This window comes from Stenotrophomonas sp. Steno-Z2 (assembly GCF_056393235.1).
The window spans coordinates 693,551-709,980 of the sequence record NZ_JBWJOY010000001.1 but is presented as its reverse complement, the minus strand read 5'-3'; the positions used below and the strand labels follow the sequence as shown (position 1 = coordinate 709,980).

At 70.0% G+C, this 16,430-nt stretch carries 15 protein-coding genes; 13 read left to right on the top strand and 2 right to left on the bottom strand.

What is annotated here, in order from left to right:
• Positions 1 to 80 precede the first annotated feature (80 nt).
• The 9 genes from AC06FP_RS03165 to AC06FP_RS03125 all read left to right on the top strand — a co-directional run bounded on the left by AC06FP_RS03165 (position 81) and on the right by AC06FP_RS03125 (position 9,500).
• The gene (locus AC06FP_RS03165) at positions 81 to 665 is read left to right on the top strand and encodes an RNA polymerase sigma factor (protein WP_456117315.1); all 585 of its coding nucleotides are present in this window, start codon (positions 81 to 83) and stop codon (positions 663 to 665) included.
• Positions 655 to 1,629, top strand: coding sequence for a FecR family protein (locus AC06FP_RS03160; RefSeq protein ID WP_478074458.1), 975 nt, complete (start codon positions 655 to 657; stop codon positions 1,627 to 1,629). Before AC06FP_RS03165 ends, AC06FP_RS03160 begins: the two co-directional genes overlap by 11 nt.
• A gap of 364 nt (positions 1,630 to 1,993) precedes the next feature.
• Positions 1,994 to 5,188: a TonB-dependent receptor domain-containing protein gene (locus AC06FP_RS03155; RefSeq protein WP_478074457.1), complete on the top strand. Its 3,195-nt coding sequence runs from the start codon at positions 1,994 to 1,996 to the stop codon at positions 5,186 to 5,188.
• 75 nt (positions 5,189 to 5,263) lie between these two features.
• The gene (locus tag AC06FP_RS03150) at positions 5,264 to 6,388 is read left to right on the top strand and encodes an ABC transporter substrate-binding protein (RefSeq protein ID WP_478074456.1); all 1,125 of its coding nucleotides are present in this window, start codon (positions 5,264 to 5,266) and stop codon (positions 6,386 to 6,388) included.
• Positions 6,385 to 7,455 carry an ABC transporter substrate-binding protein gene (locus AC06FP_RS03145; protein WP_478074455.1) on the top strand — a complete coding sequence of 357 codons (1,071 nt, stop codon included), beginning with the start codon at positions 6,385 to 6,387 and terminating at the stop codon, positions 7,453 to 7,455. Before AC06FP_RS03150 ends, AC06FP_RS03145 begins: the two co-directional genes overlap by 4 nt.
• 243 nt (positions 7,456 to 7,698) lie before the next feature.
• The gene (rocF, locus tag AC06FP_RS03140; RefSeq protein WP_478074454.1) at positions 7,699 to 8,619 is read left to right on the top strand and encodes an arginase; all 921 of its coding nucleotides are present in this window, start codon (positions 7,699 to 7,701) and stop codon (positions 8,617 to 8,619) included.
• A gap of 127 nt (positions 8,620 to 8,746) precedes the next feature.
• The gene (locus AC06FP_RS03135; protein ID WP_153189762.1) at positions 8,747 to 8,899 is read left to right on the top strand and encodes an entericidin A/B family lipoprotein; all 153 of its coding nucleotides are present in this window, start codon (positions 8,747 to 8,749) and stop codon (positions 8,897 to 8,899) included.
• Between the two features lie 55 nt (positions 8,900 to 8,954).
• Positions 8,955 to 9,089: an entericidin A/B family lipoprotein gene (locus AC06FP_RS03130; RefSeq protein ID WP_456117309.1), complete on the top strand. Its 135-nt coding sequence runs from the start codon at positions 8,955 to 8,957 to the stop codon at positions 9,087 to 9,089.
• A gap of 189 nt (positions 9,090 to 9,278) precedes the next feature.
• On the top strand, positions 9,279 to 9,500 hold the full coding sequence (locus AC06FP_RS03125) for a CsbD family protein (RefSeq protein ID WP_433852746.1): 222 nt from the start codon (positions 9,279 to 9,281) through the stop codon (positions 9,498 to 9,500).
• Between the two features lie 66 nt (positions 9,501 to 9,566).
• Here the strand turns inward: AC06FP_RS03125 and AC06FP_RS03120 are convergent, their stop codons facing one another.
• A complete protein-coding gene (locus AC06FP_RS03120; protein WP_478074453.1) occupies positions 9,567 to 10,352 on the bottom strand; it encodes a hypothetical protein in 786 nt (261 codons plus the stop codon).
• Between the two features lie 109 nt (positions 10,353 to 10,461).
• On the opposite strand from AC06FP_RS03120, the gene AC06FP_RS03115 reads away from it, so the two are divergent.
• The 4 genes from AC06FP_RS03115 (at position 10,462) to AC06FP_RS03100 (ending at position 14,970) form a co-directional block, all read left to right on the top strand.
• Positions 10,462 to 11,754, top strand: coding sequence for a tryptophan--tRNA ligase (locus AC06FP_RS03115; RefSeq protein WP_478074452.1), 1,293 nt, complete (start codon positions 10,462 to 10,464; stop codon positions 11,752 to 11,754).
• 66 nt (positions 11,755 to 11,820) lie between these two features.
• Positions 11,821 to 12,120: a hypothetical protein gene (locus AC06FP_RS03110; protein WP_478074451.1), complete on the top strand. Its 300-nt coding sequence runs from the start codon at positions 11,821 to 11,823 to the stop codon at positions 12,118 to 12,120.
• Positions 12,121 to 12,270: 150 nt separating this feature from the next.
• Positions 12,271 to 13,203 (top strand): MBL fold metallo-hydrolase, encoded by a 933-nt coding sequence (locus AC06FP_RS03105; RefSeq protein ID WP_478074450.1) that lies wholly within the window; start codon positions 12,271 to 12,273, stop codon positions 13,201 to 13,203.
• A 114-nt stretch (positions 13,204 to 13,317) separates the two neighbouring features.
• Positions 13,318 to 14,970 (top strand): M28 family metallopeptidase, encoded by a 1,653-nt coding sequence (locus tag AC06FP_RS03100; RefSeq protein ID WP_478074743.1) that lies wholly within the window; start codon positions 13,318 to 13,320, stop codon positions 14,968 to 14,970.
• 21 nt (positions 14,971 to 14,991) lie between these two features.
• On the opposite strand, the gene AC06FP_RS03095 is transcribed toward AC06FP_RS03100, so the two are convergent.
• Positions 14,992 to 16,326, bottom strand: coding sequence for an MFS transporter (locus AC06FP_RS03095; protein ID WP_478074449.1), 1,335 nt, complete (start codon positions 16,324 to 16,326; stop codon positions 14,992 to 14,994).
• Positions 16,327 to 16,430: the final 104 nt, after the last annotated feature.

Below are 16,430 nucleotides of genomic sequence, written 5' to 3'. Positions count from 1 at the left end.
AATGGGCTTCCGGACGGGGAGAGGGGCATGACGGCGACGCAGCGGTGGGACCACGGGCGACCGCGCCAGCGGGGCGGGACATGAACGCGCCGTTCCTGCGCGAGCGCGCCGGCTGGCTGTCGCGCAATGTCCTGCCGCACGAGCCCATCCTGCGTGGCTGGCTGGTGCGCCATGTGCGCAGCCATGCCGACGTCGACGATGTGATCCAGGAGTGTTACGCGCTGCTGATGTCGATGGAGGACGTGGGCCATATCCGCGATGCGCGCAGCTATCTGTTCGTCACCGCCAAGTCGGTGATCCTGCAGGGGCTGCGGCGCGCCAAGGTGGTGGACATCGAGAGCATCGGCGAGATCGGGCGGCTGGAAGTGGCCAGCGATCTGCCGTCGCCGGAATCCCACGCCTCGGGCGTGCAGGAGCTGCGCTACCTGGAGCAGTGCATCGGGCAGCTGCCGGAGCGCTGCCGGCAGGTGTTCACGCTGCGCAAGATGAAGGGGTTGCCGCAGCGCGACATCGCCGAGCGCCTGGGCATCAGCGAGAACACCGTGGAAAAGCACATGGTCAAGGCGCTCAAGTACCTGGGCCAGGCCCTGGCCGTGGACAGATCGACGACAGGTCGCCAGGACAGGCGCGGCGCTGGAGGAAAGGAGGCAGTCCGTGAGAAATGAGATCGATGCGGTCGCCGCCGAATGGGTGGCGCGCGAGGACGCCGGCGCATTGTCGCCGGCCGAGGGCGAACGGCTGGCGGCCTGGCTGGCCGCCGACAGCCGTCACCTGGGCGCGTATGCGCGCATGCAGGCGATCATGTCCAGCTGCGACCGGCTCCATCGGGGCGAGCATGCGCCCGACGCCGCCGATGCGCGGGTCGTGCGCCCGCAGGTACGGGCGTGGGCATGGCGCGTGGCGGCGCTGGCCGCGTCGCTGGCGCTGGTGACGGTGGCCACGCTGCGTTTCCTGGACGGGGGCGCCGATACCTACACCACACGGATCGGCGAGATATCGCGCGTCAGCCTGGACGACGGTTCGGTGGTGACCTTGAATACGGATTCGCGCGTGCGGGTGCGCTTCGACGAGGGCCACCGCAACATTGAACTGCTGCGCGGCGAAGCCATGTTCGACGTGGCCAAGGACCGGCGGCGCCCGTTCGCGGTGGCGGCCGGTGGCACCCGCGTCGTTGCCGTGGGCACCAGTTTCAGCGTCAGGCGGTCGCCGGAGCGGGTGAACGTGCTGGTCCGCGAGGGCGTGGTGAAGGTGGACGAAGCCGAGCAGCCCGTCGCCCGCCTGCAGGCCGGGGACAAGGCCTCCATCGCCGGGCGCGGCGCGCCGGTGGTGGCGCGGGTGGACACGGTGGAAGTGCACCGCGAGCTGGCCTGGCGCGACGGGATGATCGCCTTCAGTGGCGAGACCCTGCAGGAGGTGGCGCGCGAGTTCGCGCGCTACAACACCCTGCGCATCCGCATCGCCGACCCGGAAGTGGCCGGGCTGGAGGTGGTGGGCATGTTCTCGGCCACCGACCCGATCGGCTTCTCGCGCGCCGCCGCGCAGAGCATGCACCTGGACATGGCGCTGGGCGACAACGAGATCGTGCTGCGCGCCCGGGCGAAGAAGAAGGCGGCCGCGGGCAGCGACTGACCGAGGCCGGGCGTCGGCATCCGCCCTTCTTCCCGGCGGCGGAAGGGCGGAGGAAATCCCGTTGGTTTCATCCGCATCCGGTTTCGCAGGCACTCCGCCGCCTCTCCGATGGAAGGAGGAAAACCGGGCGGAGACCAGCGCCGGCTGCGTGCGGCTTCGCCTGTCGATGGAGCGGGCAGGTAGCAGAAAAATATTTCAATCAACAATGGCGGAACGCCATTCCGGTTGCATCCCATTCATTAGCCCCTGTCGCTGCGCCTCCACGCCGAACGCCTGGAGGAAGGGTCGGATCGTCACGCTTCATCCTTCTCCGTACGCCCTGTCCGCGCTGCGCGCGGGCAGCGGCCCTTCTGCAAGGTGAGACATGAACCACCGGAAAAGCACGCTCTTCAACGCCATCTCCTTCGCGCTGGTATCGGGCGCCACGCTGGCCTCGTTCTGCGCCGGCGCGCAGCAGATGGACTTCAACATCCCGGCCGATACCGCGGCCAAGTCGCTGCCCGAGTACGCGCGGCAGGCCAACGTGCAGATCGTGGCGCCGGCGAAGGGGCTGAAGGACGTCCGCACCGCGGCGATCTCCGGCAACCAGGACGTGCGCGTCGCGCTGCAGGCGCTGCTGCAGGGCACCGGCCTGAAGGTGGTGCGCGACGACGGCACGGTGGTCACGCTCAGCCGCGAGGACGACGACCAGGACGAGGAAGGCGAACCGGTAGCGCCGGCGCCGCGCGACGACGTCCACGCCCAGGTCGATCCGGCGGGGGTGGCCGCGCCCGAAGCGGGAAGCGCGCGCACGCTGGACGCGGTGCAGGTCACCGGCTCGCGCATCATGCGCACGGTCGACGTGGAAACCGTCCAACCCATCGAGACCATCTCGCGCGAGGACGTGGACCGCTCCGGCCTGCGTTCGGTCGGCGACCTGCTGCAGTCCTCGCCGGCCGCGGGCGCGCCGGCGGCCAGCCGTACCCGCGTGCAGTCGGACAGCGAGGAAGCCGGCGGCACCTACATCGACCTGCGCAACATCGGTGCGCAGCGCACCCTGATCCTGGTCAACGGCCAGCGCCTGGGCACCACCACCGGCGGCTACGCCGACGTGTCGCTGATCCCGTCGGCGACGGTGGAGCGCGTGGAGATCCTCAAGGACGGCGCTTCGGCCATCTACGGTTCGGATGCGATCGCCGGCGTGGTCAACATCATCACCCGCCGCGGTTTCGACGGCGGCCTGGCCAATGCCTACTTCGGGCAGTATTCCGAAGGCGACGGCGCCACCAGGTCGGCCGACCTGTCCTGGGGCATGAAGCGCGACCGGGGCTGGCTGAGCGGCACCCTGCAGTACACCGACGAGGACCCGGTGTGGGCCTCGGACCGCCCCTACAGCGCTTTCCCGAGCACCGTGCGCCATCCGACCACCGGCCTGTCGGCGATCAACCAGCACGGCACCCTGCTCGATCCGACGCTGGGCTCGCTGACCGTCAATGCCGGCGCCGACCCGCGCAACATCGCCAATTACCACCGCACCGCGGTGTCCGACTACGCCAACGTCACCGAGCAGCAGACGCTGAAGACCGGCATGGAGCGCAAGTCGGCCTTCGTCGACGGCGGCTTCGAGATCAACGACCGCCTGCTGCTGCGCGGCAGCGCGCTGTACAGCGTGCGCGACACCTTCCGCAACATCCCCGGCTATCCGTACCAGTCGCGCGTATGGGGCGCGATGAACGCGCCGCTGTCCATCGACAGCTACTACAACCCGCTGGGCAACCAGAGCGGGGTGGCCGATCCGCGCGCGGTGCACTACCAGCGCCGCACCTGGGAAGTGCCGCGCTCGGGCAACAACAAGGTCACCACGGTGCGCGCCAGCGTGATGCTGGAAGGCAACTTCGACTGGGGCGGGCAGACCATGTACTGGGATGCCGGCTACCTGTTCAACCGCCTGCGCACCGACAAGACCGGCACCGGCGATCTCAACCTGCGCAACGTGCAGCTGGCTTCGGGCCCGTCGTACTACAACACCGCCACCGGCCGCGTGGAGTGCGGCAGCGCGGCCGCGCCCACCGCCTATGGCAGCGGTGCCGGCCAGTGCGTGCCGTGGAATCCGCTTGCGCCCTATGGCGGCGGCTATGGCGGCACGCTGGCCGATCCGGTGCTGCGCGCCTTCCTGGTGCCGGACAACCTGGACCGCGGCGAAACCCGTACCCGCAGCTTCACCGCCAACCTGAGCGGCACGATGTTCGCGCTGCCGGCCGGCGACCTGGCCTTCGCCGTCGGCATGGAAGCGCGCACCGAGAAAGGCACCTTCACTCCCAGCCTGCAGAAGCAGCGCGGCGAGACCACCAACTCGCGCAAGCTGCCGACCCGTGGCGACTACCGCGCCAACGAGGTGTATGCCGAGCTGAACATCCCGCTGCTGCAGGACCTGCCGTTCGCGCGCTCGCTGAGCCTGGACCTGGCCTCGCGTTATTCGGACTACGACGTGTTCGGCAGCACCACCAATTCCAAGGTCGGGCTGGAATGGCGCCCGAGCGACGAGCTGCTGGTGCGCGCCAACTGGGGCCAGGGCTTCCGTGCGCCGACCATCAACGACCTGTTCGGTGGCGAGCAGGACTTTTTCCCGGCCTACACCGACCCGTGCGACAGCCGCTTCGGCGTGGCCCGCACCTCGGCGGCGTGCCTGGCCGCGGTCCCGGCTGGTTACCGCCAGGTCGCCGCCGGCGGCGTGCCGGCCGGCAGCCCCAACGTGCAGTCCAACCTGGCGTTCATCTCCGGCTCCAACCCGGACACCAAGCCGGAAACCTCCACCACCACCACCGTCGGCTTCGTCTACAGCCCGCAGTGGGCCGAAGGCCTGGGCATCACCCTGGACTGGTGGAAGATCGACATCCAGCACGCCATCGTGCAGAACACGCCCACCGACATCCTCAACGACTGCTATGTCAGGAACGTCGCCAGCGCCTGCGGCGCGTTCAAGCGCGATCCGGTCACCGGCGAGATCACCACGCTGAACTACGCCTTCACCAACGCCGGCTGGCTGAAGACCTCCGGCGTCGACCTGGGCATGCGCTACCGCCTGCCGTCGATGGCGATCGGCGACATCAAGCTGGAGTGGAACAGCAGCTACACCCGCTACCGCGACATCAAGAGCAATGACCTGGCCACGACCCCGGTCAACCACACCACCGGTTTCGGCGCCAACTTCCGCCTGCGTTCCAACTTCACCGCCGACTGGTCGCGCGGCATGTTCGGCGCGATGTGGCGGGTGCGCTACTACTCCGGCATCAAGGAAGCCTGCGCGTTCGACCTGGCCGGCGGCCCGGAATGCGACAAGCCGGATTTCGTCTCGCCGTACACCGGCCGGCAGCCGCTGCGCACGGTCGGGCCGACGGTGTTCAACGACCTGCAGCTGCGCATGACCCTGCCGTGGGACGGCATGGTGATGCTGGGCGCCAACAACGTGCTGGGCAAGGTCGGGCCGACGCTGTACTCGCGTCCGAACAGCGACTTCTCCTACTACGGCGGCTTCGACCTGGGACGCCTGGTCTACATGCAGTACCAGCAGAAATTCTGATCGCGCCGGGCGGGGGCCATTGCTCCCGCCCGCTTTTCATCCGCGTTACCTGTACTTGCAGCAAGGGAGCACACAGTGGACAAATCCAGACGTGATTTCTGTACGGTGCTGGGCACCGCGGCGATCCTCTCCTCGGCCGCCGGCGTGCTGGCGCCGGCGCAGGCCGCGGTACGCGCCGCGGACAAGACCATGGCCGGCACCGCCGCGACGGCGGGCGGGCAGCGCCTGAAGGTCAGGCTGCTGATGAACTCGGCCCTGTCCGGCCCGCATGCGTTCTTCTGCCTGGCCCATGAGCGCGGCTACTTCGCCGACGCCGGGCTGGACATCGAGTTCGCCGCCGGCGACGGCGCCGCCTCGGTGGTGCCGCGCATCCCGCAGGAAGGCTTCGATGGTGGTTACGGTGATCTGTGCGCGCTGATCAAGCTGGCCGGGCTGCGCCCGGACAACTGCCCGGTGGCGGTGCACGTGGCCTTCAACCAGACCCCGCTGACCATCGGCGTGCGCAAGGACGGCCCGATCCATTCGCCGAAGGACCTGGAAGGCAAGGTGATCGGCGGGCACCCCATCGACGCCGCGATCGAGGTGTTCCCGGCCTACGCATCGGTCGCGGGCGTGGACCCGTCGCGCGTATCGATCCTGCGTTCGACCACCAGCATGACCACGCTGGGCGAGGACGTGCTGGGCGGCCACACCGACGGCGTGTTCGGCTTCGTGCACACCATCATCGCCGCGCTGGCGGCCAAGAACATCGACGGCCGCGCCGGCCTGCGCTTCCTCGAGTACCGCGACCTGGTGCCGGACATGTACGGCAACGCGCTGATGCTCACGCCGACGTTCCTCAAGGAACATCCGGAGGCGGCGCGCGCGCTGGTGGCCGCGGTCAACCGCGGCATCGTCGAGACCCTGGCCGACCCGCAGGCCGCGCTGGAAGCCACCCGCCGGATGGCGCCGAAGTTCGCCGACCACGTCGACGGTCCGCGCCTGATGGGCACCCTGGAGGTGGAGATGGCGCATCCCGAGGCGCTGAAGATCGGCATCGGCGACATCGACGACGGTCGCCTGCAGCGTTCGATCCAGCTGATGGCCACCTCCTGCCGCCTGCCGCGCACGCCGAGGCCGGAGGAAATCTTCACCCGCGCCTTCCTGCCGCCGCTGGCCGAACGCGCGCGTCCGCGCATCGGCGGAGGGAGCCACGCATGAAGCCGACGATGATCGCCGCCGCGATGGTGGCCGTGCTGGCGCTGGCCGGTTGTGGGCGCAGCGAGACGCCGGCGGAACCGGCCGCCGCCGCGCCCGTGCAACCGGCCAAGCCGCACAGGCTGCGCTTTCTGCTCAACTCCGGCTTTTCCGGCGCCAATGCCTGGTTCCTGGTCGCGCAGCAGCGCGGCTACTTCCGCGACGAGGGCATCGAGGTCGAGTTCACCGACGGGCGCGGTGCCTTCACCGCCGCCGGGCGCATGGTCGAGGAAGGCTTCGACGCCGGCTACGGCGACATCCAGGCCACCTACGAGCAGGCCGCGCACAAGCCCGGGCAGGCGCCGGTGGGCGTGTACATGGTCATGGACGTGTCGCCGTCGGTGATCATCCTGCCGCTGGCCTCGCCGGTGAAGGAACCCACCCAGCTGGCCGGCAGGACCATCACCGGCCATGGCACCGACGTGGCGCTCAACACCTTCGAGCAGTTCGCCTCGAAAGTGGGCCTGGACCCGAAGGCGGTGACCATCGTGCCCAACCCCGGCAACTGGAAGGTGCTGATCGGCCTGCTCGACGAGCACAGGTCCGACGCGCTGTTCGGCTATTCCTCCACCAGCACCGCGGCCATCGCCACGGCCGGCGGCAAGGTCGAGGAACGGCTGCGCTTCTTCCGCTTCCGCGACGCGGTGCCCGAGCTGTACGGCAGCGCGCTGATGGTCTCGCCGAAGCTGCTGCGCGAACAGCCGGAGATCGCACGCGGGCTGGTGCGCGCGGTCAACCGCGGCGTCATGGACACGCTGTGCGAGCCGCAGGCGGCCATCGACATGCTGGTCGCGCACAACCCGGACGAAAGCGCCAAGGTCGAGCTGGGCCGGCTGATGGATACGCTGGACGACATGGGCGGGCGCGAGCGCGTCGCGCGCGACGGCGTCGGCGACATCGACCCGGCGCGCATGCAGGCCGGCCTGGACCTGACCGTCGCCCAGCGCCACCTGCCGCGCAGCCCGGCGCTGGACGAAGTGTTCGACCGCAGCCTGCTGCCGGAACAGGCCGAACGCCGCCCCTGCCTGTAATTCCCGCACGGCGCCTGGACATCGGGCGCGGGCGGACGGCGCAGGACTCTCTCCCCATCGCCCGCCGGGCTTTCCGGCGGGCCTTTTTTGTTTCCGCCACCCCGGCAGCGCCTTCCCGTCCAAAGGCACCTTCGGATCCGCATGCGCGCGGCACGGGCCGACGCCGGCACGAGGGCTGCTGCGTTGCCGCAGGCGGCTGTAACCTGCGCCCGCTAAACTGCTTTCATTTGCAACGGAGGAAGCATGGCCACTCATCGTCCCGTTTCGCTGATCGGTGTGCCCACCGATGTCGGTGCCGGCCACCGTGGCGCGCGCCTGGGACCGGAGGCGCTGCGCATCGCCGGCCTGCCCGAGGCGCTGGCCGCGCGCGGCGTGGCCGTGCGCGACGTGGGCAACCTGCAGGGGCCGCGCAATCCGTGGACCGACCCGGTGGACGGTTACCGCCACCTGGACGAGGTCGTGGCCTGGAACCACGCGCTGATGGAGGCGACCTTGGCCGAGCTGCGCGACGGCCGCCTGCCGATCATGCTCGGCGGCGACCACTGCTTGGGCATCGGCTCGATCACCGCGGTGGCGCGCTGGTGCCGCGAGCAGGGCAGGCAGCTGCGCGTGCTGTGGCTGGACGCGCATTCGGACTTCAACACCTCCGAAGTCACGCCTTCGGGCAACATCCACGGCATGCCGGTGGCCTGCCTGTGCGGGCTGGGTCCGGACGCGCTGACCCGGCTGGGCGGCGACGCGCCGGCGATCTCGCCGCAGCAGGTGCGGCAGATCGGCATCCGCTCGGTGGACCAGGACGAGAAGCGCCTGATCAAGCAGCACCGGGTGGACGTGTACGACATGCGCTACATCGACGAGAGCGGCATGAAGCGCACCATGGAGGCGGCGCTGGAGGGCGTCGACGCCAATACCCACCTGCACGTCAGTTTCGACGTGGATTTCCTCGACCCGAGCATCGCCCCGGGCGTGGGCACCACGGTGCCGGGCGGGGTGAACTACCGCGAGGCGCAGCTGGTGATGGAGATGATCGCCGATACCGGGCTGATGGGCTCGCTGGACATCGTCGAGCTCAATCCGCTGCTCGACCGCCGCAACCGCACCGCCAGGCTGGCGGTGGACCTGGTCGAGAGCCTGTTCGGGAAATCGACCCTGATGCGCGATTGACGGCGGCGCGACGTCGCTGAACCGGCGCCGGTGGCGTTCACGTCGGCTGCACGTGAATGCCGCCAGATTCCTCCCAACGCGCGGCGTCGCCACCTGGCAGCCGCCAGTCGAGCAGAGGAGAAACCTGATGAAGCGAGTACTGATGCTGGCCCTGCTGGGGATGTTTTCGGCGGGAATGCTCAGCGCCTGCAACACCGTCGCCGGCGCCGGCAAGGACATGCAGAAGGCCGGCGAGAAGGTCGAGGACAAGGCCCACGACTGCAGCGACGGCAAGTGTTGATCCCCGCCGTGGCCCGCCCGGGCCGCGCTATCCAGGAACCCCCCAGGAGGAAGACATGAAGCGCTTGGTAGCCCTGATGATGCTGTCGCTGTTCTCGATCGCCATGCTGTCCGGCTGCAACACCGTGGCCGGTGCCGGCAAGGATGTGCAGAAGGCCGGCGAGAAGGTAGAGGACGCAGCCAAGCGCTGATGCCTGGCGATTGGCGGGAACGGAAAGGCCGGCGCAACGCCGGCCTTTTCTTTTGCGTAGGCGGAAGATGAAGCGGCCGTCCGAGAACGTCACCGTCCGCGAACGAATCCTCGATGCGGCGCCTACACCGGTCTGGGCATGCTGTTCACGCGGCGGAGCTGCCGCCATTCCCCCCGAAAGGAGACACGCATGAACAAAGACATCATTTCCGGCAAGTGGAGCCAGCTCAAGGGCAAGGCGCAGGCCAAGTGGGGCGACCTGACCGACGACGATCTGCAGGTGGCCGAAGGCAACGCCGAATACCTCGCCGGCCGCCTGCAGGAACGTTATGGCTGGGCCAAGGACCGGGCCGAGAAGGAAGTGCGCGATTTCCAGGACACGCTGCACAGGGATTACCCGGACTGGCGCTGATACGGCGCACGCTGTCCCTTGCCGCAACCGGCGGGCCGCATCATGCGGCCCGTTCTGCGTTCTGCGTCAGCGCCCGCGCGCCGGCGGGTCGGGCACGAAGCCGCCCGGGAAGGCGCGCGGCGCGGCATCCACGCGCTGGCGCGGCAGGATGCCCATCGCCACCAGCCGCGGGCGCGCGTCGTAGCGCAGCTCGCCGAGCTGGACCGGCATGCGGCTGGCGCGCTCGAAGCGGGTGGCATGGCTGGCCGACCCTTCGCGCTCGCCATGGCCGGTGCCCAGCTGCTGGCGCGCCTCCCCGCGCGCGGCCGACGCCTCCGCGGCCATCGCGCGGTCGGCGCGCGCGTCCTGTGCGATCACCGGCGCGGGCCGCCGCGGCATCGGCGCCGGCGCGACATAGACCGGCCGCGCCTCGCGGAACACGGCGATGCCGACCACGCCGACGTTGTGCGGGCGGCCGGTGCGGCTGGCATAGCTGTCGCCATGGTCGGTGAACACGAACTGTGCCACCTCGGCCGGTGACTTGCGCCAGCCGGTAATTTCGCTGTCCTGCCAGGGCTCGAGCACGTAGCCGGCCTGGTCCGGGGCGGCGGTTTCGCCGCTGATGGCGTTGACCCCGTCCACCGACAGCACCGCCAGCACGCGTTCGCCGGTGAGATTGCGCAGGCGCACGGCGTAGCGGTGGCCGGGCGTGCCGGCCACCCAGCGCTCGCCCCGGTGCGGGTACTGCTCCAGTTCCTCGCCGGTATCGCGGTCGACCAGCGACAGCGCCACCGGTCCGTCCGGAGCGGGCGGCACGGAGCGGAAGCCGCACAGGGCCAGGACGGTCAGCAGGCAGGCGGAAAGGCGGTACATGGCGGGCTCCTTGGCGGGGGACGGAGCCATGAACGGACGGGCGCGGGCGGCGGGGTTGGCGCGCGGCGGTTACACTGGGCCGGTTAATCCGTCCGTCAGCTCTGCGTACATGACTACCCGTGTCCTCACCGGCATCACCCCCTCCGGTACTCCCCACCTCGGCAACTACGTCGGCGCCATCCGCCCCGCGATCGCGGCCAGCCGCGCGCCCGGGATCGAGAGTTTCTTCTTCCTGGCCGACCTGCACAGCCTGATCAAGTCGCAGGAGCCCGAGCGCACCCAGCGTTCGACGCTGGAGATCGCCGCCAGCTGGCTGGCCTGCGGCCTGGACCCGGACAAGGTGTGGTTCTACCGGCAGAGCGACATCCCGGAAACCACCGAGCTGATGTGGTTCCTGACCGTGGTGGCCGGCAAGGGCATCCTCAACCGCGCCCATGCCTACAAGGCGGCGGTGGACAAGAACCGCGAGGAACAGCTGGACGACGATGCCGGCGTCACCGCCGGGCTGTTCATGTACCCGGTGCTGATGGCCGCCGACATCCTCATTTTCAACGCGAACAAGGTGCCGGTGGGCCGCGACCAGATCCAGCACATCGAGATGGCGCGCGATTTCGCCCAGCGCTTCAACCACATCTACGGCAAGGAGTATTTCACCCTGCCGGATGTGGTGATCGACGAGCAGGTGGCGACGCTGGCCGGCCTCGACGGCCGCAAGATGAGCAAGAGCTACCACAACACCATCCCGCTGTTCGCCCCGCGCGAGGAGCTGAAGAAGCTGGTGTTCTCCATCGTCACCGACTCGCGCGCGCCCGGCGAGCCGAAGGACACCGAGGGCTCGGCGCTGTTCCAGATGTACCAGGCCTTCGCCACGCCGGAACAGACCGCCGCGTTCGCGCAGGCGTTTGCCGGCGGCATCGGCTGGGGCGAGGCCAAGCAGCAGCTGTTCGAGCGCATCGACGGCGAACTGGCGCCGCTGCGCGAGCGCTACAACGCGCTGATGGCCGAACCGGAGAAGATCGAGGCGATCCTGCGCCGGCGCGGCCAGCAGCTGCGCGAGCAGTTCGCCATTCCGCTGCTGAAGGAACTGCGCCACGCCGTGGGCCTGCGCGACCTGTCCGCCGCCGGCGACAAGCCGAAGAAGGCAACTGCTGCAAAGGCCGCGCTGCCGCTGTTCAAGCAGTACCGCGAGAAGGACGGCCGCTTCTACTTCAAGCTGCTCGACGGCGAGGGCGCGCTGCTGGTGCAGAGCGAAGGCTTCGACTCGCCGCGCGACGCCGGGCAGCTGGTCGCCGCGCTCAAGCAGGCCGGGGACGCCGCGGCCCTGCAGGGCGGGCGCTTCCAGCTCGAGGCCGGGGTCGATACGGTGCTGGCGGCGTTGCGCCAGCTGCGCGAAGCGGACTGACGCGGCGCTCCCCGCCGCATGCCATGGCGCGTGCCCTGCCGGCGCGCGCCCAACACGGAGCTGACGATGGCCTGGTTGTCGTTGTTGCTGTTCCTGCCCTGGTTCGGGGTGATGGCTGCGCTGTACTGGTGGTTCCCGCGCCAGCCGCGGCACCGCACGCGCGCGGTGTTCGATGCCTGCGTGCTGGTGCTGGCGCTGCTGGTCAGCATCGGCTTCATGCACTGGGGCTACCGCATCGGCGCGGCCGACGTTGATGCGGACGCCCTGTGGAAACAGATCCTGGCGGTGCTCTACGCCTATGGCGGCTTCCTGGCGGTGATGACGCTGGCGCTGCTGCTGCGGCCGCGCGTGCTGCGCCGCTCGTAGGAGCGGCTTCAGCCGCGATGGAGACTTCGCAGGGAAAGCCCGTTCGCGACTGAAGCCGCTCCTGCGCGCGCGCCTGCGGCTCCGACGAAAGCCGTATTGCCGCGCTGCGGCGGCGGTGACAGCATCGGGACGGACCTCCGGAGCCACCGCATGAGCGCCGAGCACGACATCCACGTCATCGACACCGCCTTCCAGCGCGACCATTTCGATGCCGCCTACCTGCTGGTCGGCAATGGCCGCGGCGCCCTCATCGATTGCGGTACCAGCCATTCGCTGCCGAACATGCTGGCCGCGGTGGAACGGGCCGGGCTGGGGATCGAGGCGATCGACTGGCTGATCCTGACCCACGTGCACCTGGACCATGCCGGCGGCGCCGGCGCGCTGATGCAGCGGCTGCCCAACGCACGGTTGCTGGTGCACCCGCGTGGCGCGCCGCACATGATCGACCCGGCGCGGCTGGTCGCCGGCGCCACCGCGGTCTACGGCGCGGAGGAAATGGCGCGCAGCTACGGCCAGATCGTGCCGGTGGCGGCCGAACGCGTGGTGGTGGCCGGGGACGGCCATCGCCTGTCGCTGGGCGGGCGCGAGCTGCTGTGCATCGACACGCCCGGCCATGCCCGCCACCACCTGTGCGTGTGGGACGCGGCCAGCCGCAGCTGGTTCACCGGCGACACCTTCGGCCTGTCCTACCGCGAACTGGACAGCGCGCAGGGCGCCTTCGTCATTCCCACCAGCTCGCCGGTGCAGTTCGAGCCGGACGCGCTGCACGCTTCGATCGACCGGCTGATGGCGCGGGCGCCGGAGGCGATGTTCCTGACCCACTACGGCCGCGTGCGCGACACCGCGCGCCTGGCCGCCGACCTGCATGTGCAGATCGATGCGATGACCGCCATCGCCCGCGCCTGCGACGGCCGCCCCGACCGCCACCGCGCGCTGGTGGCGGCGCTGGGCGAGTTCTACCTGGAACGCGCCCGTGCGCATGGCTGCCGCTTCGATGACGCCGGCGTGCTGCGCGTGCTCGGCATGGACATCGAACTCAACGCGCAGGGCCTGGCGTGCTGGCTGGACCGTGCGAAGCCGTAGCCGCCGGACGCGCCCGGCACGAAGCATCCCCGTGAGGGCGCCATGCGGGGCAAGGCCCGCATCTACGGGTAAAATCCCGCCACCTCCCTGTTGTTTGGTACCGCCGTGAACCCGATGCGCATGCTGTTGTTGTCGTCCTGCCTGTTCGTTGGCGGCATCGCCAGCGCGGCCAACGACCTGCCCGGCGGCGGCATCGACCCGGAGGCGCTGTCGCGGCACGTGCGCGTGCTGGCCTCGGATGAGTTCGAAGGCCGCGCGCCGGCCACCGCCGGCGAACAGCGCACCGTCGATTACCTGGTCGAGCAGTTCCGCAAGGCCGGCGTGCAGCCCGGCGGCAGGGACGGCAGCTGGGTGCAGGAGGTGCCGCTGGTACGCGCGCAGGTGGACGGCGCCATCGAGGCCAGCCTGCAGCTGGCCGGCAGCCGCCAGCCGCTGGTCAACGGCGAGGACGTGACCCTGCAGAGCCTGCGCCCGCTGGACGCGGTGGACCTGCAGGACGTGCCGCTGGTGTTCGTCGGCTACGGCATCGACGCGCCGGAGCGGCGCTGGAACGACTACAAGGACGTGGACCTGCGCGGCAAGGTCGCCGTGGTGCTGATCAACGACGCCGACTTCGAGGCCGACGCGCCGGGCGCCTTCGACGGCAAGGCGGTGACCTACTACGGCCGCTGGACCTACAAGTACGAGGAAGCCGCGCGGCGCGGCGCGGCAGGCGTGCTGATCGTGCACGAGACCGCGCCGGCGGCGTATCCGTGGGCGACGGTGAAGGCCTCGGGCACCTCGCCGCTGTTCGACATCCAGCGCAGCGACGCCGCTGCGCGCGCGCTGCACACGCCGCTGCGCGGCTGGATGCAGCGCGCCCTGGCCGAACGCATCTTCGCCGCGGCTGGTCTGGATTTCGACGCAGAGAAGCGCAAGGCGATGCGCGCCGATTTCCACCCGGTGGAACTGGGCGACGCGCGACTGTCGGCCCGTTTCAAGCTCAAGCGCGAGCCGGTCATCACCCGCAACGTGGTGGCGAAGCTCGAAGGCGCGGCGCATCCGGACGAATCGGTGATCTTCTCCGCGCACTGGGACGCGTTCGGCATCGGCCAGCCGGACGCCAGTGGCGACAGCGTCCGCCACGGCGCCATCGACAACGCCACCGGCGTGGCCTCGGTACTGGAACTGGCGCGCGTGTTCGCCGCCGGCCCGCGCCCGCAGCGCACGCTGTATTTCCTGGCGCTGACCGCCGAGGAAAAGGGCCTGCTCGGCGCCAGCTACTACGCCGAGCATCCGCTGGCGCCGCTGGAGAAGACCGCAGCGGTGCTGAACATGGAGATGTTCAGCCCGGACGGCGAGACCGTCGACATCGCCACCTGGGGCAAGGGCCACGTGTCGCTGGAAGCGGACGTGGACCGCGTCGCCCAGGCGCGCGGCCGCCGCTGGTCGCCCGACCCGAACCTGGAAGCCGGCTTCTTCTACCGCGCCGACCACTTCGCCTTCGCCCGCAAGGGCGTGCCGGCGGTCACCGTCGGCGCCGGCCTGGACAAGCGCGACGGCGGCGTCGCCGCCGGCCGCGCGCTGCGCGATGCCTACTTCGCCCGGTGCTACCACCAGGCCTGCGACGCATGGTCGCCGCAGTGGGACGCACGCGGCCTGGCCGCCGATACGCTGCTGGTCTACGACCTGGGCCTGGAACTGGCCAACAGCCGGCGCTGGCCGGCATGGGACAAGGGCGCGGAGTTCGAGGCCGCGCGCGGCGCCAGCGACGGCGCGCGGCGCTGACCGGCGCGGCGTGCGCGCGCACTACGTCCGCGTGCCGTCCAGCCAGTTCGGGCCCTTGTTCTCCAGGAAGAACAGGTAGACCACCAGCGACACCGCGATCACCGCGGTGACGTAGAGCGCGAACGCGTCGACGTGGCCGGTGCGCAGCGCGGCCTGGTACAGCAGCGGCGCGGTGCCGCCGAACAGCGAGTTGGCCAGCGCGTAGCCGAAGCCCACGCCGAGCGCGCGCACGTGGGTGGGGAACAGCTCGGCCTTCACCACCGCGTTGATCGAGGTGTAGCCGGTGAGGATGACGAAGGCCAGCGCCAGGGTGAGGAAGGCCGGCATGGCGTCGTGCTGCTGCGGCAGCCGGGTCACCATGTACCAGGTGTAGAGCACGCCGCCGACGCCGAAGAACACCAGCAGCGCCTTGCGGCCGACGAGGTCGGAGAGCCAGCCGCCAACCGGCTGCAGCACCATCAGGAAGGCGAGCACGCCGAGGTTGATCAGAGTGCCGGTCATCGGGTCGTCGCCGGCGAAGGCGCCCTGGATCATCTTCGGCCCGTTCACCGAATACGTGTAGAACGCGACGGTGCCGCCGGCGGTGATCAGGAAGCACAGCAGCAGCGGCCGCCACTGGTGCACGAACAGCTCGCGCATCGAGCCGGCGGCGCGGGCCCTGCCTTCGCGCGCGGCGGCGATGGACGACGCTTCCAGCGATTCGTCCATGGACCGGCGCAGCCAGAACACCACGATCGCCGCCACCCCGCCCAGGGCGAAGGCGATGCGCCAGCCCCATTCGGAAATCTGCGGCCGGTCCCAGGCCAGCAGCATGGCCAGCAGGGTCAGCTGCGCCAGCACGTGGCCGCCGACCAGGGTGACGTAGTGGAACGAGGACAGGAAGCCGCGGCGGCCGGGCAGGGCGGCCTCGGACATGTAGGTGGCGCTGGTGCCGTACTCGCCGCCGGTGGCGAAGCCCTGCAGCAGCCGCGCCAGCAGCAGGATCAGCGCCGCCCAGATGCCGATGGCGCCGGCGGTGGGGGTGATGGCGACCACGAACGAGCAGCCGGCCATCAGCGACACCGAGACGGTCAGGGCCAGGCGCCGGCCGTAGCGGTCGGCGAAGCGGCCGAAATACCAGGCTCCCACCGGCCGCATCAGGAAGGTGGCGGCGAAGATCGCCCATACGTACAGCGTGGAGTTGCGGTCGGCGGCGGAGAAGAACTGCGATTCGAAATACGCCGCGAACACGGAGTAGACGTAGACGTCGTACCACTCGACCAGGTTGCCGGCCGAGCCCTTGAGGGTGTTGGCGACGGAGCGCCGCAGCGCGGCGCGGTCCGGGCGTGCGGCGGTGGCGGCGGTGGAAGTGCGCATGCTGGAAAGCTCCTGGCGTGGAAAGCGGCTGCCCGTGCCCGGCAGGCGCGGCCGGGACGGATACAGCATGCCGTTTTTCGGGCTGATCGCCAGCGCCGTGGTGC